The 23,641-nt window shown below is 59.5% G+C and carries 20 protein-coding genes; 16 read left to right on the top strand and 4 right to left on the bottom strand.

What is annotated here, in order from left to right:
• Positions 1 to 184 precede the first annotated feature (184 nt).
• The 10 genes from rfbA to LB572_RS25725 all read left to right on the top strand — a co-directional run bounded on the left by rfbA (position 185) and on the right by LB572_RS25725 (position 12,666).
• Positions 185 to 1,075: a glucose-1-phosphate thymidylyltransferase RfbA gene (gene rfbA / locus LB572_RS25770; protein ID WP_224669720.1), complete on the top strand. Its 891-nt coding sequence runs from the start codon at positions 185 to 187 to the stop codon at positions 1,073 to 1,075.
• Positions 1,068 to 1,622 (top strand): dTDP-4-dehydrorhamnose 3,5-epimerase, encoded by a 555-nt coding sequence (rfbC, locus tag LB572_RS25765; RefSeq protein WP_224669719.1) that lies wholly within the window; start codon positions 1,068 to 1,070, stop codon positions 1,620 to 1,622. The genes rfbA and rfbC overlap by 8 nt, the downstream gene beginning before the upstream one ends.
• A gap of 14 nt (positions 1,623 to 1,636) precedes the next feature.
• Positions 1,637 to 2,821 carry a dTDP-glucose 4,6-dehydratase gene (rfbB, locus tag LB572_RS25760; protein ID WP_224669718.1) on the top strand — a complete coding sequence of 395 codons (1,185 nt, stop codon included), beginning with the start codon at positions 1,637 to 1,639 and terminating at the stop codon, positions 2,819 to 2,821.
• The gene (gene rfbD, locus LB572_RS25755) at positions 2,818 to 3,726 is read left to right on the top strand and encodes a dTDP-4-dehydrorhamnose reductase (protein WP_224669717.1); all 909 of its coding nucleotides are present in this window, start codon (positions 2,818 to 2,820) and stop codon (positions 3,724 to 3,726) included. The genes rfbB and rfbD overlap by 4 nt, the downstream gene beginning before the upstream one ends.
• Positions 3,723 to 7,433 (top strand): glycoside hydrolase family 99-like domain-containing protein, encoded by a 3,711-nt coding sequence (locus LB572_RS25750; protein ID WP_224669716.1) that lies wholly within the window; start codon positions 3,723 to 3,725, stop codon positions 7,431 to 7,433. The genes rfbD and LB572_RS25750 overlap by 4 nt, the downstream gene beginning before the upstream one ends.
• A gap of 10 nt (positions 7,434 to 7,443) precedes the next feature.
• On the top strand, positions 7,444 to 8,286 hold the full coding sequence (locus tag LB572_RS25745) for a class I SAM-dependent methyltransferase (RefSeq protein ID WP_224669715.1): 843 nt from the start codon (positions 7,444 to 7,446) through the stop codon (positions 8,284 to 8,286).
• A gap of 11 nt (positions 8,287 to 8,297) precedes the next feature.
• On the top strand, positions 8,298 to 9,494 hold the full coding sequence (locus tag LB572_RS25740) for a glycosyltransferase family 61 protein (protein WP_224669714.1): 1,197 nt from the start codon (positions 8,298 to 8,300) through the stop codon (positions 9,492 to 9,494).
• The gene (locus LB572_RS25735; RefSeq protein WP_224669713.1) at positions 9,491 to 10,276 is read left to right on the top strand and encodes an ABC transporter permease; all 786 of its coding nucleotides are present in this window, start codon (positions 9,491 to 9,493) and stop codon (positions 10,274 to 10,276) included. Before LB572_RS25740 ends, LB572_RS25735 begins: the two co-directional genes overlap by 4 nt.
• Complete coding sequence (locus tag LB572_RS25730) at positions 10,266 to 11,699, top strand: ABC transporter ATP-binding protein (RefSeq protein WP_224669712.1); 1,434 nt, start codon at positions 10,266 to 10,268, stop codon at positions 11,697 to 11,699. The genes LB572_RS25735 and LB572_RS25730 overlap by 11 nt, the downstream gene beginning before the upstream one ends.
• Before the next feature lie 412 nt (positions 11,700 to 12,111).
• Positions 12,112 to 12,666, top strand: coding sequence for a hypothetical protein (locus tag LB572_RS25725; RefSeq protein WP_224669711.1), 555 nt, complete (start codon positions 12,112 to 12,114; stop codon positions 12,664 to 12,666).
• A 6-nt stretch (positions 12,667 to 12,672) separates the two neighbouring features.
• On the opposite strand, the gene LB572_RS25720 is transcribed toward LB572_RS25725, so the two are convergent.
• Positions 12,673 to 13,377, bottom strand: coding sequence for a hypothetical protein (locus LB572_RS25720; protein ID WP_224669710.1), 705 nt, complete (start codon positions 13,375 to 13,377; stop codon positions 12,673 to 12,675).
• Positions 13,378 to 13,427: 50 nt separating this feature from the next.
• Positions 13,428 to 14,153 (bottom strand): class I SAM-dependent methyltransferase, encoded by a 726-nt coding sequence (locus LB572_RS25715; RefSeq protein ID WP_224669709.1) that lies wholly within the window; start codon positions 14,151 to 14,153, stop codon positions 13,428 to 13,430.
• 290 nt (positions 14,154 to 14,443) lie between these two features.
• On the opposite strand from LB572_RS25715, the gene LB572_RS25710 reads away from it, so the two are divergent.
• The 3 genes from LB572_RS25710 to LB572_RS25700 all read left to right on the top strand — a co-directional run bounded on the left by LB572_RS25710 (position 14,444) and on the right by LB572_RS25700 (position 18,096).
• On the top strand, positions 14,444 to 16,477 hold the full coding sequence (locus LB572_RS25710) for a UDP-N-acetylglucosamine 4,6-dehydratase (RefSeq protein ID WP_224669708.1): 2,034 nt from the start codon (positions 14,444 to 14,446) through the stop codon (positions 16,475 to 16,477).
• Between the two features lie 158 nt (positions 16,478 to 16,635).
• Positions 16,636 to 17,547: a glycosyltransferase family 2 protein gene (locus LB572_RS25705; RefSeq protein WP_318014065.1), complete on the top strand. Its 912-nt coding sequence runs from the start codon at positions 16,636 to 16,638 to the stop codon at positions 17,545 to 17,547.
• Between the two features lie 3 nt (positions 17,548 to 17,550).
• A complete protein-coding gene (locus tag LB572_RS25700; RefSeq protein WP_140803400.1) occupies positions 17,551 to 18,096 on the top strand; it encodes a sugar transferase in 546 nt (181 codons plus the stop codon).
• 4 nt (positions 18,097 to 18,100) lie between these two features.
• Here LB572_RS25700 and LB572_RS25695 read toward each other — a convergent pair whose 3' ends face one another.
• A complete protein-coding gene (locus LB572_RS25695) occupies positions 18,101 to 19,045 on the bottom strand; it encodes an NAD-dependent epimerase/dehydratase family protein (protein ID WP_224669707.1) in 945 nt (314 codons plus the stop codon).
• Positions 19,042 to 20,334 (bottom strand): O-antigen ligase family protein, encoded by a 1,293-nt coding sequence (locus LB572_RS25690; RefSeq protein WP_224669706.1) that lies wholly within the window; start codon positions 20,332 to 20,334, stop codon positions 19,042 to 19,044. Before LB572_RS25690 ends, LB572_RS25695 begins: the two co-directional genes overlap by 4 nt.
• A 191-nt stretch (positions 20,335 to 20,525) precedes the next feature.
• Here LB572_RS25690 and LB572_RS25685 point away from each other — a divergent pair, with 191 nt between their 5' ends.
• From LB572_RS25685 to cysN, 3 genes are all read left to right on the top strand, one after another.
• Entirely contained in the window at positions 20,526 to 20,678 is a 153-nt protein-coding gene (locus tag LB572_RS25685) for a hypothetical protein (protein ID WP_224669705.1), read from the top strand.
• A gap of 112 nt (positions 20,679 to 20,790) precedes the next feature.
• The gene (cysD, locus tag LB572_RS25680) at positions 20,791 to 21,696 is read left to right on the top strand and encodes a sulfate adenylyltransferase subunit CysD (RefSeq protein WP_263498330.1); all 906 of its coding nucleotides are present in this window, start codon (positions 20,791 to 20,793) and stop codon (positions 21,694 to 21,696) included.
• 2 nt (positions 21,697 to 21,698) lie between these two features.
• Positions 21,699 to 23,636, top strand: a complete 1,938-nt coding sequence (cysN, locus tag LB572_RS25675) for a sulfate adenylyltransferase subunit CysN (protein ID WP_224669703.1) — start codon at positions 21,699 to 21,701, stop codon at positions 23,634 to 23,636.
• The last annotated feature ends 5 nt before the right edge of the window (positions 23,637 to 23,641 follow it).

Raw genomic sequence — 23,641 nt, 5'->3', positions numbered from 1 at the left:
CCCGGCGGCCCCTTTTTCGTGGCCCAGTCGGATTTCGCTCGAAACCATTGCATGCCGGATGGTAGAAAGGGCTGAAGTAGCGTCGGGAAGCAGTCAAAGCCAACATTGACAAGCCTGCGCCTGAAACCTAAGCACGGGCAACTTGGCGTCGAGGCGGGGGCCGCGGTAGTTCAAGGAGAGCTTGTTGAAAGGAATTATCCTTGCGGGTGGTAGCGGGACACGCCTTTATCCGCTTACGTTAGCAGTTTCTAAGCAAATACTGCCGATCTACGACAAGCCGATGATCTATTATCCGCTGAGCGTGCTGATGCTCGCGGGAATTCGCCAGATTCTGGTCATTTCAACTCCGCGCGACTTGCCGGTCTTTCAGGCTTTGCTAGGCGACGGTTCCGAATTTGGCGTGGAGCTTTCCTACGCCGAGCAGCCGCAGCCCAACGGCCTCGCGGAAGCCTTCATCATCGGCCGCGACTTCATCGGCAAGGACAACGTGTCGATGATTCTCGGCGACAACATCTATTTCGGCGATGGCCTGTCGCATCTGTGCCGCAGCGCGGCCGGCCGCGAAAGCGGCGCCTCGGTCTTTGCCTACTATGTCGACGATCCGGAGCGTTACGGCGTGGTTTCCTTCGACAAGGCCACCGGCAAGGCTTTGACGATCGAGGAGAAGCCGCAAAAGCCGAAGTCGAACTGGGCCGTGACCGGTCTTTATTTCTACGACAACAACGTGGTCGACATTGCCTCGACGATCCGCCCTTCGGCGCGCGGCGAACTCGAGATCACCGCAGTCAACAATGTCTATCTCGAACGCGGCGAATTGCATGTCCATCGCCTCGGCCGCGGCTATGCCTGGCTGGATACCGGCACGCATGACAGCCTGCTCGAGGCGTCGTCCTTCGTGCGCACGATCGAGCATCGCCAAGGCATCAAGATAGCGTGCCCCGAGGAGATTGCGCTGGAGCAGGGCTGGCTCGGCGCCGACAAGGTTCTGGAGCGCGCCGCGCATCTGGGCAAGAACGAATATGCCGCCTATCTGCGCCGGCGGGTGGCCGATCTGATGGAGGAACGCGGTGCTTGAGGTCAGGCCGCTCGGCCTCGACGGCCTGCTGGAGATCGTGCCGAAGCGCCATGGCGATGCACGCGGCTTTTTCAGCGAGACCTGGAATGCCGGACGCTTCGCCGAAGCCGGCATCGATCTCGTCTTCGTTCAGGACAACCATTCCTACTCCGCCGCCGCCGGCGTGCTGCGCGGCCTGCATTACCAGTTGCCGCCGCGCGCCCAGGACAAGCTGCTGCGCGTCATCAGGGGCAGCGTGCTCGATGTCGCGGTCGACATCCGCCGCGCCTCGCCGACTTTCGGCAAATGGGTGGCGCTGGAAATTTCCGCCGAAAAGGGCAACCAGGTCCTGGTGCCCAAAGGCTTCGCGCATGGTTTCGTCACGCTCGTGCCGGATACCGAGGTGCTCTACAAGGTGACCGACACCTACTCGCCCGAGCATGACCGGTCGATCCGTTTCGACGACCCCGCGATCGGCATCGACTGGCCGGCAATTGCCGGCGGCTTCCAGCTTTCGGACAAGGATCGCAACGCGCCCTTGCTCGGCCTGGCGGAGGTCTTCGCGTGAGGGGGGACGGCGGCATGAATTTTCTGGTCACCGGTGGCGCCGGCTTCATCGGCTCGGCTGTGTGCCGGCATCTGTGCGCCAACCCGGCCTACCGCGTCACCAATCTCGACAAGCTCACCTATGCCGGCAACCTCGCATCGCTGAGACCGATCGAGAACGCGCATAATTATCGTTTCGAGCAGGCCGACATCTGCGACGAGCGCGCGGTGCTGGAGATATTGCGCCGCGACAACATCGACATCGTCATGAACCTCGCCGCCGAGAGCCATGTCGACCGCTCGATCGACGGGCCGGGCGCCTTCATCGAGACCAACATCGTCGGCACCTACCGCATCCTGAATGCCGCGCTGGAATACTGGCGGGGACTGTCGGAGGAGCGCAAGTCCGGCTTCCGCTTCCATCATGTCTCGACCGACGAGGTGTTCGGCGACCTGCCTTTCGACGGCGGCATGTTCGTGGAGGAAACGCCTTACGCGCCGTCCTCGCCCTATTCGGCCTCGAAGGCGGCGTCCGACCATCTGGTGCGGGCCTGGCACGAGACCTATGGCCTGCCGGTGGTGCTGTCCAACTGCTCGAACAATTACGGTCCCTACCATTTCCCGGAAAAGCTGATCCCGCTGGTCATCCTCAACGCGCTCGACGAGAAGCCGCTGCCCGTCTACGGCGCCGGCGCCAATGTGCGCGACTGGCTGTTCGTCGAGGATCACGCGCGGGCCCTCGAGCTGGTGGCCACCAAGGGGCAGCCGGGCGAGAGCTACAATGTCGGCGGCAATTCCGAGCGCACCAATCTCGGCGTCGTCGAGACGATCTGCGATCTTCTCGACCTGAGGCGGCCGCGCGCCGGCGGCAAGCGCCACCGCGATCTCATCACCTTCGTCACCGACCGCCCCGGCCATGACCGGCGCTATGCGATCGATGCCGCCAAGATCGCGCGCGACCTGGGCTGGGCGCCGCGGGAGAATTTCGACAGCGGCCTGGCCAGGACCGTCGACTGGTATCTCGACAACAAATGGTGGTGGGGGCCGATCCGCGAGCAGCGCTACGATGGCGAGCGGCTGGGCCGGACCGTGGCGGAGAAGCGCCCGATCGAAAACGCCCCCGTCGAAAACGCAAAGATCGAAAACGCAAAGATCGAAACCGCAAAGGTCGAAATCAGCCCCGCCGGGAGCGCGGCCGAGAGCAGGAAGGTAGCCACGTGAGGCTTGCCGTCACCGGACGCGAGGGCCAGATAGCCGCAAGCCTGGTCGAGGCGGCGCGGGGCCGCGACGACGTCGAGGTCGTCGCCGTCGGCCGTCCGGCGCTCGACCTTGCGCGGCCCGACACGGTGTTCGCGGCGCTGGAAGCGGCAAGGCCGGACATCGTCGTTTCCGCCGCCGCCTACACCGCCGTCGACCAGGCCGAGGACGAGAGGGACCTGGCCTTCGCCGTGAACGCCACCGGCGCCGGCAAGGTGGCCGAAGCGGCGGCCCGGCTCGGCGTTCCCGTCATCCATCTGTCGACCGACTATGTCTTCGACGGCACCAAGGACGGCGCCTATGTCGAGACCGACCCGACCGCGCCGCTCGGCGTCTACGGCGCCTCCAAGCTCGCCGGCGAGGAAGCGGTGGCGGCCGCCAACCCGCGCCATCTCATCCTGCGCACCGCCTGGGTCTACAGCCCCTTCGGCAAGAACTTCGTCAAGACGATGTTGCGGCTCAGCACGGACCGTGACGAGATTGCGGTCGTTGCCGATCAATGGGGAAATCCGACATCCGCGCTCGACCTCGCCGACGCGATCCTGCACGCGGCGGCGAAGCTACGAAACGACAGGAGTTTCGCCGCCTTCGGCGTCTATCACCTGGCCGGTGGCGGTGAGACCAACTGGAGCGGCTTTGCCCGTTATATCCTGGATACAAGCCGGGCGTTTGGTGGCCCGCATGCGACCGTGCGCGATATCGCGACAGTGGACTATCCGACCAAGGCCAGGCGGCCGCAAAATTCGCGGCTGTCGAGCGCGAAGTTTGCGGACGTATTCGGATGGCAGGCGACGCAGTGGCGAGAGGCGACGGAAACCGTGGTTCGGCGGCTGGGGGGCAGCGAGACGAAACAGGCATTGAGTGCATGAACGAGAATCCATCACCGGAGCAACTGCGCGATGCGAGCGCGCAGCCGGCCGATCAAGCGGCGCCGAAGAAAGGCGCGAAGGCCAAGTCAGCGAAGGCCAAGCCGGCTAAGCGCACCTGCATCATGGTGCTCGGCATGCACCGCTCGGGGACGAGTGCGCTGACGAGAGTATTCAACCTCTTGGGAGCAGAGTTGCCCGATAGAGTCATCGCCGCGGACGATAACAATATCAACGGCTATTGGGAGCCCACGAGCCTCAACACTCTCAATGAGAAAATGCTCAGGGAGGCTGACAGCAGTTGGGACGACTGGCGGCCTTACGATGTGACAAAACTATCGGAGAAGCGCAGAGAATTCTATCGAAGCGAAATCGCTCGCGTCATTGGCGAAGAATACGGTGCCGCACCTCTATTCGTTATCAAAGAGCCGCGTATTGCACGCTTCGCTGAAATGTATGCCGACATCCTGCGGTCGCTGCGAATCGATGTCCGCTATGTGCTCGTATCCCGCAATCCGTTGGCGGTTGCTGCATCGCTTGAAAAGCGTGGTGGCTCAAGCCAAGGATTTGGGACACTGGTGTGGCTACGTCACGTGTTGGATGCCGAGCAAGCCAGTCGCGGCAAACATAGGGCATTCGTTTCATATGAAGCAATTGTCGAGAGCTGGCGGCCCTGCCTGCAGAAGATTGCAGACACGCTTTCGCTGGACTGGCCAAGACCCCTCGATGACGCGCAATCGGACGTCGACGCCTTTATCTCATCCGCGAACCAGCACCATCGCGCAAGTCAGGGTGAACTTGACGCGAGCACGACGGTTGCAGGCTGGGTGAAAGACAGTTACGCCGCCCTTCAATCTCTGGAGCGCAACCCATACGATCAGCAGGCGTCCAAGACATTAGATCGTGTGAGACGCGCATTCGATTCGGTTTCCACGACGTTCGGTGACGCAGTCTACCCGGACCTCCATGCGCTCAACGCCGCCCTAGCGGACGCTGATAGCCGCATACAGCGCGTCACTGCTGAAAGCGCCACCGAGGTTGAAGCTAGCAAGCAGGTACTGGAACAGCAGGGAATTGAGTTCCAGTCGCGCGAAGATAGCTTGCAGAAACAACTGGAACAGCAGGGCATCGAGTTTCAGGCGCGCGAAGACAGTTTGCGGGACCAACTGAAGCAGCAAGGGGTTGAGTTTCAGACGCGCGAAAATAGGCTGCAAGACCAGCTGAAAAAAGCGCGCGGCCTGGCGAATGAGCATCGTAAGAAGGAAAGGCACTTAGTTGAGATGCTGGAGCAGGAGCGAGCAGTGGCCGCTCTAGCTAAAGTCGGGCAACTCGCTGAAATGCGCGACGACCTAGCCAGTATGCGACGCACGTTGGAAGCGGCAACGGTCGTCAACGGAACGCTTTCCATTGCTCAAACTGAACGCCAACAACTGGAAATCGCACTTGCCCGCAGCCAAGCCGAAGTCGCGAGCTACACAAGTGCGATTAGAGAAATGCGCAATAGTACAAGTTGGCGTATTACCGGCCCGATTCGTGCTGCGAAGTATTTACTGATCGATCCGGCTGGTTCCGCTCGTGCTCTGCTTGGGTTTGGGAGAGGAGCTGCGCGTCGTCTGCCGGTTCCAATCTACATCAAGCATGCTGTCAAAATGCGCCTTCTGCGATATGACGTGGTGCGAAAGGCGGGGAGTTTGTCTCGTCAAGAGGCAACCAGTAGCCTGGTGAGCAGCAGCGCAACTATTGCTGCTGCTCCGTTAGCTCTCAGCAGCAGCTCTAACGTTGAGGCTGAATACGTCCGTCAAGTTCTTACAATCGCGAAGCGTCCCGCGGGCACGGACCTGGATTATGTACCGCGCTCGGAAGAGGTCATCGACTTCGTGCGTTCGCCATTGAAGGTAATGGCGTTCTACCTGCCCCAATTCCACCCCATAGCCGAGAATGACGAATGGTGGGGCAAGGGGTTCACGGAATGGACCAATGTTGCCAAGGCAGTTCCTCAATATATTGGTCACTATCAACCACATATGCCCGGGGAATTGGGATTCTATGACCTGCGAGTCGTCGATATTATGCGGCAGCAGGCAGCCTTGGCCAAGTCCTACGGCGTAGCAGGGTTCTGTTTCCATCACTATTGGTTCGGCGGCAAAAGGCTGCTTGAGAAGCCGGTCCGGCAATTCCTCGAGAACACGGATATCGACGTCGAGTTCTGCCTGTGCTGGGCCAACGAAAACTGGACGAGGCGATGGGACGGTCAAGAGCAAGATGTGCTGATGGCGCAGCAGCACTCACCAAGCGATGACGTCGCTTTTCTAGACGACATCCTGCCCGCATTGCGGGATCGCAGGTACTTGCGGCACGAGGGTCGCGCAGTTCTCATCGTTTATCGCGCCAGCTTGCTACCAGATTCGGCCGCAACGGCGGCCCGTTGGCGCGAGCGTGCCAAAGCCGCAGGTGTCGGCGATCTCTATCTCGTCGCCGCGCAAACTTTTGGAATATTGGACCCTCGCCCGCTCGGTTTTGATGCGGCCATTGAATTTCCCCCGCACATGGGAATGGCGTCCGGTCTTAACGGCCAGTTGAAAATCGTGAACCCAGATTTCCGCGGTCAGATCTACGACTACGAAGAGCTTGCGGCTTCCTATGGCCAAAAGAAGCGTCCACCGTACCAGCTTATCAAGACCGTGAGCCCCAGTTGGGACAACGAGGCGCGCAAGCCGGGCAGTGGGCACAGTTTCTATGGTGCTAATCCGGCTTCATATGCCAAGTGGCTCAGGAGCGCATGCGACATCACCATAGCCAATTTGGCGAACGATCTCACGCCGCCGCCGGTAGTGTTCGTCAATGCGTGGAATGAGTGGGCGGAAGGTGCGCATTTGGAGCCCGATCGAAAATTCGGGTACGGCTATCTGCATGCTACAGCCAACGTGATGCGAGACTTCATCGCACCGGACCCCCGTCTAGTTCAACTGGTTGAACAGTCTCAGAAGGCATTTCGGAAGCGATCGAAGTCGGCGATCGTTTTGCACTTGCACTATGACGATCTATTCGAGGACATGCGCGAAAACCTCTCGAATGCTGGTGGCGCCGACCTTTTCGTCACGCTGAGACGCGACGCTCCGGGCACTGCTGCCGAGCGCGTTCTCGGCGCTTTCCCTAACGCGCGTCTTTCGTATTTCCGCAACCGCGGCCGCGATATGCAGTCGTTTCTCCAGCTTTTGCCGCTTCTTCTAAGCGAAAGCTACGAACTGGCCTGCAAGGTGCATAGTAAAAAGTCGCCACATCGGCATGATGGTGATGCCCTTAGGAGCAGCGCGCTAAGTAACCTTTTGGGGTCGCGAGAACACGTAAAGCAAATTATCCGGCGGTTCGAAAAGGATCGAAAATTAGGGCTGTTGGCACCGGCCGGAACGCTTCTCGATTTGAGTGAGTTAGATAGGAACATTCTCAATCGCAATTGGTTGGACCGGCTGTTGCCCAGGCTCGGAATGCAGGCTCAAGTCGGTCGTTACGACACTGTTTTTCCTGCAGGCTCGATGTTCTGGTTTAGACCGAAAGCTCTCAGGCTGCTTGCAAACCTGTCGCTAGGTCCTGACGATTTTGAGGATGAGGTCGGGCAGATCGACGGAACACTCGCTCATGCAATCGAGCGACTGACCGCCGCCGTGGCTTTGCGCGAAGACTATTCAGTCGACGAAATCAATTCTCACTAAAGGATAAAAGATGACTACCATCGAGGATTTTCGAAAATGCTCGGATAGTGAGTGGCTTGAGATGCTCGTTGCGAGTGTTCGGAGTCCAATCGTTTCGGGCCTTACTTTTCCATCGTTTCCGCCGGTTGATTTGCAATCGCAATTCGTGGGCTCCGCAAACGAGAACGCGCTTCGAGAGGCGCACAGATTCTATGCTCTAATGAAGCAAACCGCTCAGCAATATGGAAAGCCGATTGGCAGAGACAGCGCGTTCTTGGACTTCGGCACGGGATGGGGCCGATTCCTCCGGTTTGCCTGGAAGGATGTTGCTGAGGACAACCTTTTTGGGGTCGACATTGATCCTGATGTTATCGCGCTGACCAAATCGAATGGTGTGCCAGGGAAACTATCGACTATCGAGCCTTTGGGCGCCTTGAATATGCCGGACGCAAGTGTCGACGCGATCCTCGCCTATTCCGTGTTCACGCACCTGCCGGAGCGAGTGCATCTACATTGGATGGCGGAATTCAAGCGCATTACGCGCTCTGGGGCGATTGTGGCACTTACGGTCGAACCGCGTCGCTTTTTGGAGTTTGTTGCTTCGCTGGAAGGTAAGGTTCCTGAAAGTGGCTGGCATGCGGGCCTGCAGAGGTTCTCCGCAGAGGCGAAAAATCGGTTGGCAGAATTCGATGCGGGCCGGTTGGTGTACCTCCCCACAGGCGGCGGCGATCATCGCGGCGCGGAAATCTATGGCGATGCCATCTGCCCCATCCAATACTTGCAGGACAAGTGGGGGCCAGAGTTTGCGGTGCGTGTCCATATCGACGATCCCTCGCGTTTCTGGCAGGCAGCCGTAATTCTGCAACGTGTTTAAGGCTGCTGCTGATGCTCGAAATTGGGCCGATCCGCGAGGTGGACGACTTAAACGTCGGCCCGCGAGTGGGTGATGGCAATGCACTTCTATCTATCGCCGACGCCGGCTCTTACGTGGTGTCCTCTGGTGCAATGTTGCCGTTGGGCAGCATAGCCAAGATTCCGCCTCAACCCGGTGGAGAAAAAGTGCCAGCATGGTGTGCCCCAGAGGAAAAAGTCTACGTCGGCGAAATTCGCGCCATACATATCAAGAATTGTTATTACCTGCCAAAATTTGGCACGCTGATCGACTCATCAGGCCGCATTAGTAAGACGAGCTTTGACGAGGCGCGGTTTGTCGTTGGTGATTTGAACAACCTTCCAGATGTTCGCGTGAACGGTTCGGAGGCTTTCTTCCAGGTACCTCCCGACCCGGAAACCATCGACGATGCTGTCGTGTTCATGCCTTGGGGAGCCATATCCAACTATGGACATTTCATCCTCGACGCTTTGCCTTCTCTGTTGTTGCTGAACAAGCTTGCTACGTCCCAACGGTGGAACGTGGTTTCCCCTACAATGTCGACTTGGCAGCGCAACTTGTACGATCTGGTCTCGAATGAACTCGGAAATCTAACGCTGACGATTGTGGATTCGGACGTTGTCTTCCTCCGTTCTGCGCTGTTTTTTAGCACGATGAACCATTTCCTCCATCACGGCGGAAAGATATGGGGTGATCTGAGAACTGCGTTGCTTGCCACGGCTTTGCCACCGCGTCCTAGATCAAAGCGAGTCTTTATTGTGCGTGACGACGCAAAGCGCGCGTTCGTTAATCAGTTAGAGATTCTAACAAGACTCTCAGAACTCGATTTCGAGCCAGTTGCTCCCGAGCGGCTTTCGGTCGAGGAGCAGCGAGAGCTCTTTTCTCAGGCTGAAATCGTCATAGGGGTCTCCGGAGCCGGGCTTGCCAATGTCATTTTCTGCCGGTCGGGAACGAGCGTGGTCGAAATCCAGCCAAGCCTGGGGCAAGGGATCTGGGTCCGAAACGCCTGTATCCACCTCGATTTGGGGTGGGCGCCTTTCTTCGTCGAGAGCGCGCCCCCGGACGTAGTCCAAATCGTCGGGGGGAGCGCTCGTCCAGAGATCGGAATTTCTTTTCACGTTCCGGTAGAGCCGTTTTTGGAACACGTTCGCCAGGTCATCGACACAAAAGTCTCCAGTTCGCAAAAATGAACGCCGCACTCGCACTTTCCCTCATTCGTCGCGAGGTTGCCGGCCGCTACCGCGGATCGGCGCTCGGGCTTTTGTGGTCGCTCCTCAACCCGCTATTCATGCTGGCCGTGTATACATTCTTCTTTGGCATGGTGATGAAGTCGCGTTGGGCGACCCCTGACGGGCAGAGTGTCACGCATTCCACTGGAGAGTTTGCCGTCATTCTGTTTTGCGGCCTGATCGTCTTCCAGTTTTTTGCCGAGGTGATTTCACAATCACCCGGCTTGATTGTAGCCAACGCAGGTTACGTCAAGAAGATCGTGTTTCCGATTCAGATCCTGCCCGTGGTTTCGGCCGGTGCCGCGTTGTTTCACGCTGTCGTCAATCTCATTGTGCTGCTGGTTTTTGCCTATGCCGCGTTTGGCAATATTCCTTTGACCGTGATTTTGGCCCCGGTGGTTTTCACTCCGTTGGTTTTTATGGTGCTTGGTGTCGCTTGGCTGCTGTCGTCGATTGGCGTGTACTTTCGAGACATGAGCCAAATCGTAGCGCCCCTCGTGACTGCGACCATGTTTCTGTCGCCGGTCTTCTTTCAACGAACATCGCTTCCAACGTGGCTGCAACCTTGGCTATCGCTCAATCCGCTTGCAGTTCCCGTTGAGAGTTTCCGCGCGGTTGTCCTCTTCGGCGTACAACCGGATTGGATCTCGCTTGGCTATTACTCATTGGCGGCGATTGCGATTGCAGTTCTCGGCTATCAATTCTTCCAGAAGACTCGCAGGGGTTTTGCCGATGTCCTCTGACAAATCTGCTGCCGTCCGATTCGACGGCAGTTCGGACGCTGCCATTCGCGTGCGCGACGTTTCGAAGCACTATGTCATGTTCGAGCGACCGGAAGATCGTTTCAAGCAGATGGTGGTCCCGCGCCTTGAGCGTCTGATTGGCCGTCCACCGCGACGCTACTTTCGCGATTTTGCCGCTCTGTCGGGTGTTTCCTTTGAAGTCGGACGAGGCGAGACAGTCGGCATTGTCGGGCGCAACGGCTCGGGCAAGTCGACATTGCTGCAGATTATCTGCGGCACGCTACAGCCAACCAGTGGCTCGGTTGAGGTCAACGGTCGTATCGCTGCGCTGCTCGAACTCGGCGCCGGCTTCAATCCAGAATTCACCGGCCGAGAAAATGTCTTTCTCAACGCTGCGATCCTTGGCGTAGCCCGTAAGGAGATGGAATGGCGTTTCGACGAAATCGCACGATTTGCTGAAATAGGCCCGTTCATCGATCAACCGGTGAAGACTTATTCATCGGGCATGTATGTGCGCCTCGCCTTTGCTACGGCCATCAATGTCGATCCGGATATCCTCGTCGTGGATGAGGCTCTTGCGGTAGGTGACGAAGCCTTTCAACGCAAATGCTTCGCGCGTATCGAGGACATCAAGGACAAGGGCGGCACCATTCTCTTCGTTAGCCATGGTGCCCAGGCAATCGTACAACTGTGCACACGCGCGATCTTGATCGACGGTGGCGAAAAGATCCTCGAAGGACGACCCAAGGCGGTGATAAGCCAATATCAACGTTTGGTGAATGCAACTGCAAGCGGTGCCGCAGAGATTCGATCCGGCATCCTTGCTGTGCAGAATTCAAATACGCCTGTCGGCCTGTCTGCGGAACGATCAACTGCAGAGGCCAGAGTAGAAATTGAGGGCCAGAATGCGAGTATGCCCAAACACTCGACGGGAACTACCTCGGACTTTGGAGACTTCGATTCCTCGTTGATCTCAAAATCGATAGCTTATCAAGAAGAGCGAGGTGCACGAATTCGCGATGTGAGCATAGTGACTATTCTGGGGGAGAAGGTAAATGTACTTAAGCTTGGACGAAGGTATTTTGTAGAATACTGGGTCGACTTCGCAGCGAACGCTTCGCGCGTGGGTTTCGGTATCGGAATAACAACGACAACAGGTTTGCATGTAGCTGGCGCCAAGTGCCGTGCATCCAGGGTTGCGCTTGCCGCAGCCGGTTCTTCTCTGAAGGCCAAATTTGAGTTTACCTGTCTGCTGCTCCCTGGACATTATTTCATTACGTGCCAAGTACGCGGGTTGCCGGAGGAGGACGAGGTGCCTCTCCACCGCATTATCGATGCGATGGCCTTCAGAGTGGCTGAGGAGGACGAAAGCTTGCCCGCAGGCTTGGTGGATCTCTCCATGGTAGTGACGATCGAGCGGTGAGGGGAGAATGTCTGTCCCTCCTGCTGGATTCGAATCTCAGTTTCCGGAAATCTTGAAAGAAAGTAACGGTGCCTTAATATCTTTCGTACATTCTTGGCCATCTACTTTTAACATAGGTGACTATCTTTCAAGTCCGAGGCATTATTTTGACTTCGAATGTAATTCTCTAAATGTATACTCTATAAACAAAATACTCATTTTGGGAGGAGGGGCGTTTAACGATCTAGGTAATAATATAGCCTCTTTAATAAATTCGGATATAAAGATAGCGTGGGGAATTGGTAAAAGTATACCATTTTCTGAAAGGTCTTCGCAGGTTACTGGGTCGATTTCGACAAGCTTCTCTTTTTTCAGTTCTCGAGATCGCGCTCTTGTCGCGGCCAATTCGACCTTGGTCCCATGCGTGAGCGTGATGGGAGACATTGTCGACATTCCGCCAGGAACGGCGTTGGGGATCTTTGTAAATCAAAACCCCGCTGCCAGCGGAAATGCTCTGATGGATGTATTCTCCTCCATGGACGCTGACACGGTAATCGGTACTAACGCACTTTCGGAGACGGAGTTTCGAGTTAGGTTCGCGCGAACTGGAAGGATTGTGACCAACTCATATCATGTCGCCTATTGGGGTCTCTTATCGGGTCGACAGGTCGCGCTGATCGGGTACTCGTCTAAATTCTCCAGTCTGTTCGACCTTTTCCAGATTTCCGATAATATCAACCAATATGAACGTGGCGACGGCAACGGCTTAGCGGCAGCAATTGCCCGCGCGTTGACCGGTCGATCGTTCTCCTGCCTTCCTTCTCCGGATGAAGTAAAGATGGAATTCAGGAAGATGAATATAAGCTATGCAAAAAAATTGGTAAGTAGTGGTATATTTAGAAAAATTAATATATTAGAAGATAACAAGAAACAGAAACGAATAAGAGAGATAGAAATATGGAGTAAGTACTTCTTAAAGAGGGATTGACTTAAATCAAGTCGTCCATTTAGTTGATTCTATAGAATGAAGCAGATGAAATCGTCGAAAAACTGTGTTGCTTTGGTGAAGTCGGCGAAACAGCTCAAGAAGAATCGTTGAGGCGATCGTTGGCTTTTCACACAGAGATTTTAGTCTCGCGTTCAAGTTTGCTACCATATCTCCGCCGCCAACAATGAAGGGCGTTACACCATCGAAAAGCGTCGTGCTTCCTTCTGGGAGGCGTTCATATTCGCCGGGTTCGTTGTCCTTCATCCAATTTTCAGTTTCGTATAACTTCACGGTGTTCACTAGGAGAGAACCGGCAAGGCCTAGCGCCCGCTCTGTTCGATCAGAGGAATGGTCGGCAATTGTGTCACAGGCTGAAACGAGCCAACGTGTATTCAATCGCTCCAATAGAAGAGGTCCGGCTTCTTTCCAGATTTTTTGGAAACGGCTCCAGCAGCGTTCCTCGGCCACACGTCTCCGTAAAAGCACGATTATGGCCGCAAGTGCGTATTCAACCTCGGTTTTTCCTACAAACTCCTGTCTCACCATTTTGAGATGCTCGGCAAGGTCTTCCTTGCGCCCCGCTGCAACGACCGGAGTCGCTCCGACTACGGTGATGGTCGCGAGTTCGGCAATATCGAGTGTGAAAAGTGATTCAAGACCTCCGGTTAAACGCTGATCGAGTCGCCGAAAAGGGAGTCTCACCCTAGCCATTGCCATTTTCCCTTTGGTCGTGACGACGCACAATTGTCACTGCCGAGATTCTATTTGAAAAGCCGAAGTTCCGTTAAATTTAAACGATCCGTCGAAGTCACCTGTACGCGGGACCAATAGCCGGTAAACTCGTCTCGATCCATTGCTTGAAAGTCAGCTATTATTTTCCCATAATTTTCCGATAGCGTGTTATCTGAAGGGTCGAGACGCGTAATCAAGACAAGCCCTGTCGGCGCGCTGTCTATGATTGTGAGTGAGAGGTCTGGGCGATATTTCTGCAAGGTGGGGATCATCTTCCACACATCGCCTGCCCACCAGCCTGGAAACGCCGAGTGAGGATGGTTGGCATCAGCCATGTCCCGGGACGTCATATAGAAGCCGGGTGGCAAACAATCGTGCAAAGCGATGACTGAATCGGGAGCGCAGTGCTTTTCGGTGTTTATGAAGTCCCGAAGCAGAAACTCGAATAAATGCATGCCGTCGAGAAAGGCAAGATCGATGGATCGTCCGAATATGGTTGACGGATTGTGATTCTCAAAAAAGACATCGCTCGTTTGCTGAAATAGCTGGCAAATCGGTTTGCCACCTATAATGTTTGTCTCGCATCTGAAACGCGGATCAACACCGATCGTCGCGCATTCTGCTAACTTTATAGTATCGCCAAATTGGACACCAATCTCAAAATATGTCGTTGGTTTCGTCTTTTTGTGGATGTCTTCCAGCAAGTTAACATAAGACTTTCCTGAAACACGCTCTCTGAAGTCGACGTCCTGCATCGCTGACTCTCCTCTAGTCTGCCTTAGCAGTGGAGCGTCCCGCCCAGAGTCCGACTGCATGCCATCCGATGACACATCTATTTTGCCCTAGCGCGACAGGCAACATGTGAATTGATTCTTTTCGGACGAGTATGGTTTCAAAAAAACTCTGGCTCTCCCGCCCGCTCCGCGCTAAGGCCATAACCGGGTAACGGGGGTAGGGGATTTGCAGTCCAGGGTGGTGCCGGCGATGGCTGGTCCGGTGACGTTCTGGTGCCAATCTCTCCACGCCTGGAGTCCAGTACTACCCGATGACCGCCTATGTAGAAGCCGTATCGGAACTTCGACCGAGGATGCGGCGCGCCATCATCATGGCCCAGGACCTCGTCATGGTCCTGGTCGCGGTCGCTCTTAGCCTCATCCTGTCGCAGTCGCGGCTGTCCTTCGACGCGTTCTCCGCCAGTGGGCTGGCCTGCTGGGTGCTCATCGTGCTCGCCGCCCATCTGTTGTTCCGCACTTGCGGTCTCTACAACACCGTCTGGCGCTTTGCCTCCACGCCCGATTTCTTCAACATCCTCAAGGGCTGCGGCAGCCTGACGGTGGTGCTCTATCTGGCCTCGCTTGCCTTCCGCTTCTTTTTCCAGCCGGTCGCCGGCCTCAACGAGCGCCAGTTCATCGTCTTCTTCCTGGTCTCCTTCACCATCATCTCGGCGCCCAGGCTCTATTATCGCTTCCTGCGTGATGGCGCGAGCTGGCGCATCCTGCGCCGTGCTGCCGGCGATGCCTCGACCAAGCAGGCGCTGTTCATTGGCCGGCTGAGCGAGGCCGACGTGATCGTCCGCTTCATCCGCACGGCCCAGCCGTCCGAATATGCCATCTCTGGCATCATGGCCACCGAGAGCGATGCGCCGCTCGGCACGCAGATCCAGGGCGTCCCGGTCGTTGCGCTGCGGCCGCGGCTGGTCGAAGTGCTGGAAGACTATGTCAAGGGCACGGAAAGCCTCGACCTCCTGATCTTCGGACAGGGGGTCGAGCGCGAGATCGAGGACTATGCCGAGCTTGTGCGCGTCGCCCGCCATAGCGGCATCGGCGTTGTCCAGTTTTCCGGCCTGTCGGAACTGGGGCAGGGCGGCAAGCTGGTTCTCGATGCCGTCGAGATGGAAACCATCATGCGCCGTTCGGCGGTTGCCACCGATACCACGCGCATCGGCGCTTTCGTGGGCGGCAAGCGTGTGATGGTCACTGGCGGCGCCGGCTCGATCGGCCGTGTGCTCGTCAAGCGCGCGCTGGAGCTGGGCGCCGAGGCGGTGCTGGTGGCCGACAATTCCGAGTTCGGCATTTTCCAGCTCGATCAGCTGATCGACGACGGCGACCGCGACCGGCTGACCAGCCGCATCGTCGACGTCACCGACCGGCCCCACATGACGCGCCTCGTCAACGAGTTCAAACCCGCCATCATCTTTCACGCCGCGGCGCTGAAGCATGTGCCGCTGCTCGAGGAGAACTGGGAAGCGGCAATCGAGACGAATGTCTTCGGCACGCTCGCCTGCGCCGAGATCGCCGCCGAATGCGGGGTGCCGCAGTTCCTGCTGATTTCCAGCGACAAGGCCGTCGACCCGACTTCGGTGCTGGGCGTCACCAAGCGGGCGGCCGAGCAGGTCGTCTCCTCGCTGCATGAAGCCCAGGCAGCAGCGTCGCCGCCGCGTGCCGGCGCGGCGAACGGCCATGCCGGCGCTCCCGGTCTACGTCATTCAGGCACGAAATTCATCGCCGTGCGCTTCGGCAACGTCTTCGGCTCCAACGGCTCGGTGGCGACCATCTTCCAGGCGCAGATCGAGGCCGGCGGCCCGGTCACCATCACCGACCGGCGCATGACCCGCTATTTCATGACCGTGGCCGAGGCCGTCGATCTCGTCATCATGTCGGCAGCCGACGCCGAGCAGCGCCAGGGCGCGGACGACTACGCCATCTACATGCTCGACATGGGCAAGCCCGTGCCGATCCTCGAAGTCGCCGAAACCATGATCCGCATGGCTGGCAAAAGCCCTTACACCGACATCCCGATCCGCTTCACCGGCATCAGGCCTGGCGAGAAGCTGCACGAGACGCTGCACGCCGAGAACGAGGACGTGGTCAAGCTCGACATCGCCAAGATCTTCGGCCTCAGGACCGGCGTCATCGAATGGCCGAGGATCGAGGCGGCCCTGCCGGCGCTGGTGGCCGCCATGCACGATCGCGACAAGGCGGCGGCGCTTGCCATCCTGGGCGGGCTCTACGGGGCGGAAGAAGACATTGGCGGCGCGCGCGAAGAGGCGGCATCGAAAACAGCCGGACGGGTCGGCTAAGCATGTCTCCCGAAAGTGGAAACCGGTTTCGGGATAAAGACATGCAAAGCGCATATGCGCTTTAAACCTGTGCCGCGCGCCCGCAATTGGCTATCGAAACCTGTTCAAACACCCTACGGGCAAGTGATTCCAGAGCCGTGACCAGAAAAGATCAGCGCGTGGCCGTTCTCATGGGCACGAAGGACGGCGCAGCCTATATCGGCGAACAATTGGAATCCCTGCTTGCGCAATCCTGGCCGCTCGTCGATCTCTGGGTCTCCGACGACGGCTCGTCGGACGCCACGGCCGCGACCGTCGAGGCGTGGCGATCCCGCTGGGACAAGGGTTCCCTTACGCTTGTGGAAGGCCCGCGAAAGGGTTTCGCCGCCAATTTCCGCTCGATGATCATCGATCCGCGCATCGATGCCGACTACTATGCCTTTTGCGACCAGGACGATGTCTGGGAGCCGGATCGGCTGGAGAGCGCCATCCGCTGGATGGAGGGAGAGGATATGGAAACGCCGCTCCTGTTCTGCTCGCGCACGGCGACCGTTTCGCAGACCGGCGTTCCGGCCGGCTACTCGCCGCTCTTTCGTCGCCCCCCGTCCTTCCGCAATGCGCTGGTGCAAAGCATCGCCGGCGGCAACACCATGCTCTTCAACCGCAAGGCGCGCGACCTTCTGGCGAGAGCATCGGCCAGAACCGAGTTCGTCAGCCATGACTGGTGGGCCTATCTCATCGTCACCGCCGCCGGCGGCAAGGTCCGCTACGAGCCGCGGCCGCTGGTCAGATACCGCCAGCACGATGCAAATCTCGTCGGCGCCAATGTCTCGTGGAGAGCGAGGTTTTCAAGGTTGGGACGCCTGGCCCAGGGCCAGTTCGCCACCTGGACGGACACCAACCTGCGCGGCCTCGCCGTCAACCGCGACCTCGTCGCGCGCGATGCAGCACTTTGCCTTCGCCTGTTCATCAGGGCGCGCAAGGGCAACATCTTCAAGCGCTTCAGCCTGCTCGGCAAAAGCGGCGTCTACCGGCAGACATTCATGGGGACGCTCGGGCTCTATGTCGCTTTCCTTTGGCGCCGGATCTGAGCCATGACCGCGAAGCGCGCGCTCGACCTAGCGGTCGCCGTTCCGATGCTGGTGGTGGCAGCTCCCGTCCTGCTTGTCGCGATGCTGGCAATCCGGGCAACGTCGGCCGGCCCCGCCATCTTCTCGCAGGTCCGCGTCGGTCAGGGAGGCGCCCTCTTTGCCTGCCGCAAATTGCGCACCATGTATCGCGCAACGCCTTCCTTGCCCACGCACGAGGCGCCGGCCGGTTCGGTCACCGCGGTCGGCAAGGTGCTGCGGGCAACCAAGATCGACGAATTGCCGCAGCTCTGGAACGTGCTCAGGGGCGAGATGAGCCTTGTCGGGCCGCGCCCATGCCTGCCGACCCAGGCGGAACTGATCGAACGCCGAAAGGAACTGGGCGTGCTCGCCACACTTCCAGGCATCACAGGGCTCGCGCAGATCAGGGGCATCGACATGTCCGATCCAAGACTTTGCGCGGAAACCGATGCGGCCTACATCAAGGTCGCCTCGGCAGGCCTCGACTTCAAGATATTGCTGGGCACGTTCTTTCGCGCACGGAGCATTTGACCGTTTACGGATACGGCGAATCGCTCCTCTGCCGCGCCAGCTCCTCGAGTCGGCCGAGCGTATCGGTTTCCGGCACCCAGCCTTCCGAGATCAGCAGCGATGGGTCACAGATCTGCGTCGCCAAAAAGGCTTGCCATGATGCCTGTCTGCCAACCAGCGTGGCCGCCAGTCGCAACGGCCAGGCCGGCATGGGGAGAAGCCGGATGGGCCGGCTGTATCCGAGCCGGAACGCTCTGATGATTTCGGACATCGCAACCGGCGAAGCGTCGCTGAGCACATAGGTCGGGCGCGGCGGCGGGCGACGGATCAAGAGATGCGTCACGGCGCCGGCCACGGCGTCATGCGAGACGAGCGAGCGAACCGCCGTCAGGGCGGCTTTCGGCAGCGACAGGCCGGTGTCCGCGAGCCGCATCAGCCCGCGCAGGTTTCCCTTCATGCCTTCGCCATAGACCGGCGGCAGCCGAAGCGCCGTCGCGCCGTCACGTCCGGCCTTTGCAAAAGCCTCCAGCATTTTGATCTCGCCTTCGCGCTTGGAGCGCCCGTAGGCGCATTGCGGGGCAGGGGGCGTGGCCTCGTCGATGGCGCCGCTGAAACCGGCGCCCGCCACGGCGCGGATCGAGGAGAGATAGATGAAGCGCCCGTCGATGCGCGTGGCCGCCGCCTGGGCGAGCCGCCCGGTCAGGGTTGCGTTGACGGTTTGGAAGTCGGCCGGGCCGGCGCTGCGGTCATTGTTGAGCGCCGCGCAGTGGACGACATGCGTCACGTCGCGCATCAGCGCCAGAAAGGCTTCCTGCGGCGCATCGGCGGTGGGCAGCGCGACGGAGTCGTCCGCGCCTGCCAGCCGTTGCGGCAGGCGGGAGGCGATCCGTATGTCGAATCCGGCCTCGCGCAACCGGCTGACGACCCGGCGTCCAATGAAGCCTGTCGCGCCGGTGACCAGAACCTTCATGGTTGCGGGCTGGCGCCCGGCGCCATCGCAGGCGCGCTTTTCCCGGTCGGGGCGATCGTGCGCCCGGACGCAATGTATGTCCCCACAATCAGGAACACCATCAGCGTCGCGTCGAGGATGTCGTGGCCGACGAGGATGCCGGCCATTCCGCCGGTGAGATAGGTGATGGCCGCGACAAGCACCATCGTCGCGCCGAATCGCTCCACCGGATCGGCGCTGAGGCGCAGCGTCCGTGCCGCGTTCCAGGCGGCGACGATGAAGATCGCCGCCAGGGCCAGCGCCCCCACCAGGCCGGCCTCGACCATCGCCGTCAGGAAGCCGTTATGAAAATGGCTGAAGCCCGCGCTTAGGCCGAACTGGTCGTGAAAACCCTGCTTCATCAGCGCGCGGCTGGCCGTGATGCCATGGCCGAAAATCGGCATCTCGCGAAACGCGGCAAAGCCGATTTCCCACATCGCCACGCGCAGGCCGAGCGCCGTCGAATGGTCGCCATTGGCGTTCAGCGCATCCCAGTCGCTGACCAGGAAGTCGGTTCTATCCATCACGGCGCGGGAGCCGATGGCGGCGATCACCAGGGCGACCACGATGCCGATCGCCACGAAGCGCGCCAGGCTGGCGCCGGTGAACCGGCGGCGGTTGATGAGAAGCACGACGATGCTGGCAATCGGCACGGCCACCCAGATCATGCGCGACCCCGAATAGACAATCGCAATGGCTCCGGCCATCGCCGCCAGGACCAGCAGCTTCCAGCGCTTCTCGATACCCGACAGCACGCCGGCAAGGCATGTCATGACGGCAAGGCAGGTAACGGTCGCGAAGACGATCGGATTGCCGGCGCCGCCCTCCGCCCTGACACCGAGCCGATAGTACTGAAACACGGCCATCGCCAGCGCGCCGAAGCAGGCCGCGGTGCTGGCCAGAATGGCGATGCGTGCCAGCGCGCCCTTCTCGGTGATGCTCCAGGTCGAATAGGATATGGGGAACAGCAGGAAGGTGATCAGTGGCAGGAAAAACCGCAGATCGGCGGCCAGCGTGCCGTTGACGATCGAAGCCAGGACCATCGCCGCGCAATAGGCATAGATCGCCACCGTCAAGGCGAGTATCGGCCGGTCGATGTTGAAGCGTCGCCGTTTCGCGGCCAGCAGCATCGCGGACCACACACCACCGGCATTGAAAGCGATGCTGACCAGCGATCCAAGCACCGGTGGCGAAAAAAAGCAGATGATCGAGAAATAGATGTTGATCTGTGCGGGGGTGAGGTGGCGCCGGAGCGTTGTGAACGGGTTCAAATGCTTGCTTCGCAACTTCCAGCTTGCGCCCGGATCCTTGGAGCCAGCTGAAGGCCGCCTCGCCGATCTCCGTTTGCCGCGCCTTGCCCGTCCCCCGAGCCCGTATAGCGGCTGGCGTCTCACTGCGATAGTGCGGTCGACGATGTTGCGGCAGAAATCCCCCTATCCGGCGAGGATCGGGAGACCCTGGAATGCTCCCGGCCGCCGCCGCCTTTCCCCGCTTCCGGCTTTTCAATGGCTCTGGCAGGATTTTCCGCTTTGCCGCCCATGCTTGGAAAATTCGTTCTCCAATGACCTCGCGCCGCGCCGGTCTTGCATTGTTATCGGCGGCGCCGATCTGGTAGAACGCCCGCACGAAACAGTTTGTCCGAAGTGAAATTTGCGCCGGGGCGGCATGGAATTGCGCCTCCAATGCAAGATTTCCGCTCGACGGCACGAGAGAACGCTCGACAGTCCATGAATATCGCGCTCACGCATCTGCAGCGGCTCGAGGCCGAATCCATCCACATCTTCCGCGAGGTCGCGGCCTCTTTCTCCAAGCCGGTGATGCTCTATTCGGTCGGCAAGGATTCTTCCGTGCTGATGCATCTGGCGATGAAGGCCTTCTACCCGGCCAAGCCGCCTTTCCCGTTCCTGCATGTCGACACCACCTGGAAGTTCCGCGAGATGATCGCCTTTCGCGATCAGATGGCGCAGAAGCTCGGCTTCGACCTTTTGGTCCATGTCAACGAGGATGGCGTGCGCGAGGACATCAACCCCTTCGATCATGGCTCCAACACCCACACCCATGTGATGAAGACGGTGGCCCTGCGCCAGGCGCTCGACAAATACGGCTTCGACGCCGCGTTCGGCGGCGCCCGCCGCGACGAGGAGAAGTCGCGCGCCAAGGAGCGTATCTTCTCCTTCCGCAACGCCCAGCATTCCTGGGATCCCAAGAACCAGCGGCCGGAAATGTGGAAGATCTTCAACACCCGCATCGCGCCGGGCGAGTCGATCCGCGTCTTCCCGCTGTCGAACTGGACCGAGCTCGACATCTGGCAGTACATCCTGCAGGAAAACATCCCGATCGTGCCGCTCTATTTCGCCAAGGAGCGGCCGGTGGTCGAGCGCGACGGCATGCTGATCATGAAGGATGACGATCGCATGCAACTGCGTCCCGGCGAAACGGTCGAGAACCGCCTGGTGCGCTTCCGTACGCTCGGCTGCTACCCGCTGACCGGCGCGATCGAATCGGAAGCCGATACGCTGGAGGCGATCGTTGGCGAGATGCTGACGGCGCGAACCTCCGAGCGCCAGGGCCGCCTCATCGACCGCGACGAGGCAGGCTCGATGGAAAAGAAGAAGCGCGAGGGTTATTTCTGATAATGCGCCACATCATGGCAAAGAGCCTCGCCCCGACCGACGGCATCCGCGACTACATGGCCGCGCAGGAGAAGAAGTCGCTGCTGCGCTTCCTCACCTGCGGCTCCGTTGACGATGGCAAGTCGACGCTGATCGGCCGTCTGCTCTCCGACACCAAGCAGATTTTCGAGGACCAGCTTGCCGCGCTCGAGAAGGATTCGCGCAAGCACGGCACCACCGGCGACGACATCGACTTCGCGCTGCTGGTCGACGGGCTGGAGGCGGAGCGCGAGCAGGGCATCACCATCGACGTCGCCTATCGCTTCTTCGCCACACCGAAGCGCAAGTTCATCGTCGCCGACACGCCCGGCCATGAGCAGTACACGCGCAATATGGCGACGGGCGCCTCGACCGCCGATCTCGCCATTGTGTTGATCGATGCGCGCCAGGGCGTGCTGCGCCAGACCAGGCGTCATTCGATCATCGCCTCGCTGCTCGGCATCCGTCACATCGTGCTTGCGGTCAACAAGATCGACCTCGTCGGCTTCGACGAGACCGCGTTCGACCAGATCGTCGCCGACTATGGCGAGTTCGCGAAAGACCTCGGCTTCGTTAGCGTGGTGCCGATCCCGATGTCGGCGCGCTTCGGCGACAACGTCACCAGCCGCTCCGAGCGCACGCCCTGGTATTCCGGGCCATCGCTGATCGAGCATCTCGAAACCGTGTCGGTCGACGAAGCCGCCGTCGAGCTGCCGTTCCGCTTCCCCGTCCAGTATGTGAACCGCCCGAACCTCGATTTCCGCGGTTTCGCCGGCACCATCGCCTCGGGCACTGTCTCGGAAGGAGACGAGGTCGTCGTCGCCAAGTCGGGCAAGGCGTCCCGGGTCAAGCGCATCGTCGCCCAGGGCGGCGATCTCGAGCATGCGGTCGCTGGCCAGGCGATCACGCTCGTCCTCGAGGACGAGGTCGAGGTGTCGCGCGGCAACCTGCTGGTGTCGCCGGCCGCGCGCCCGCAGGTCGCCGATCAGTTCGCCGCCAACATCGTCTGGTTCGACGAGCAGGCGCTGCTGCCGGGCCGCTCCTACGTATTGCGCACCGAGACCGACCAAGTCAGCGCCACCGTCACCGAGCTGAAATACCGGGTCAACGTCAACGACTTCGCGCATGAGGCGGCGAAGTCGCTCGACATCAACGAGGTCGGCGTCTGCAACCTCTCGACCCGCGCGCCGATCGCTTTCGATCCGTTCGCCGAGAACCGCACCACCGGCGCCTTCATCCTGATCGACCGCATCACCAACGCCACGGTCGGCGCCGGTATGATCCTGCATTCGCTTCGCCGCGCCGAAAACATCCACTGGCAGTCGCTCGATGTCGGCAAGCGCGGCCGCTCCGACCTGAAGAACCAGCGTCCGGCCGTGTTCTGGTTCACCGGCCTGTCCGGCTCCGGCAAGTCGACCATCGCCAACCTCTTCGAGAAGAAGCTGTTCGCGTCCGGCCGCCACACCTATATTCTAGACGGCGACAATGTTCGCCATGGCTTGAACCGCGACCTTGGCTTCACCGACGCCGACCGCGTGGAGAACATCCGCCGCGTCGCCGAGGTGGCGAAGCTGATGGCCGATGCCGGCCTGATCGTCATCGTCTCCTTCATCTCGCCCTTCAGTGCCGAACGGCGCATGGCGCGCGAGCTGATGGCCGAGGGCGAGTTCGTCGAGGTCTTCGTCGACACGCCGTTCGAGGAATGCGCGCGCCGCGACCCGAAGGGCCTCTACGCGCGGGCTCTGAGCGGCGAGATCAAGAATTTCACCGGCGTGGATTCTCCTTATGAGGCGCCACAGAATCCGGAAATTCACCTGAAGACCCTCGGCAGGAGCCCGCAGGAAATGGCGGAAGCGCTGGAACACTGGCTGACCGAGCGCGACATTGCCGAGGAGCAGTACGACAATGGCGGCGGTATCTGACGACG

Origin of the sequence: Mesorhizobium sp. BH1-1-5 (assembly GCF_020165615.1) — a bacterium.
Taxonomy (GTDB): domain Bacteria; phylum Pseudomonadota; class Alphaproteobacteria; order Rhizobiales; family Rhizobiaceae; genus Mesorhizobium.
The sequence above is the reverse complement of the archived record's forward strand: the minus strand, read 5'-3'. Positions and strand labels throughout refer to the sequence as shown.

Excerpts from the sequence above, each read along its gene's own strand:
- rfbB (WP_224669718.1), top strand. The coding sequence starts at position 1,637 with ATGAATTTTCTGGTCACCGGTGGCGCCGGCTTCATCGGCTCGGCTGTG.
- LB572_RS25750 (WP_224669716.1), top strand. The coding sequence starts at position 3,723 with ATGAACGAGAATCCATCACCGGAGCAACTGCGCGATGCGAGCGCGCAG.
- LB572_RS25745 (WP_224669715.1), top strand. The coding sequence starts at position 7,444 with ATGACTACCATCGAGGATTTTCGAAAATGCTCGGATAGTGAGTGGCTT.
- LB572_RS25740 (WP_224669714.1), top strand. The coding sequence starts at position 8,298 with ATGCTCGAAATTGGGCCGATCCGCGAGGTGGACGACTTAAACGTCGGC.
- LB572_RS25735 (WP_224669713.1), top strand. The coding sequence starts at position 9,491 with ATGAACGCCGCACTCGCACTTTCCCTCATTCGTCGCGAGGTTGCCGGC.
- LB572_RS25730 (WP_224669712.1), top strand. The coding sequence starts at position 10,266 with ATGTCCTCTGACAAATCTGCTGCCGTCCGATTCGACGGCAGTTCGGAC.
- LB572_RS25725 (WP_224669711.1), top strand. The coding sequence starts at position 12,112 with ATGGGAGACATTGTCGACATTCCGCCAGGAACGGCGTTGGGGATCTTT.
- LB572_RS25720 (WP_224669710.1), bottom strand. The coding sequence starts at position 13,377 with ATGGCTAGGGTGAGACTCCCTTTTCGGCGACTCGATCAGCGTTTAACC.
- LB572_RS25715 (WP_224669709.1), bottom strand. The coding sequence starts at position 14,153 with ATGCAGGACGTCGACTTCAGAGAGCGTGTTTCAGGAAAGTCTTATGTT.
- LB572_RS25710 (WP_224669708.1), top strand. The coding sequence starts at position 14,444 with ATGACCGCCTATGTAGAAGCCGTATCGGAACTTCGACCGAGGATGCGG.
- LB572_RS25700 (WP_140803400.1), top strand. The coding sequence starts at position 17,551 with ATGACCGCGAAGCGCGCGCTCGACCTAGCGGTCGCCGTTCCGATGCTG.
- LB572_RS25695 (WP_224669707.1), bottom strand. The coding sequence starts at position 19,045 with ATGAAGGTTCTGGTCACCGGCGCGACAGGCTTCATTGGACGCCGGGTC.
- LB572_RS25685 (WP_224669705.1), top strand. The coding sequence starts at position 20,526 with ATGCTCCCGGCCGCCGCCGCCTTTCCCCGCTTCCGGCTTTTCAATGGC.
- cysD (WP_263498330.1), top strand. The coding sequence starts at position 20,791 with ATGAATATCGCGCTCACGCATCTGCAGCGGCTCGAGGCCGAATCCATC.
- cysN (WP_224669703.1), top strand. The coding sequence starts at position 21,699 with ATGCGCCACATCATGGCAAAGAGCCTCGCCCCGACCGACGGCATCCGC.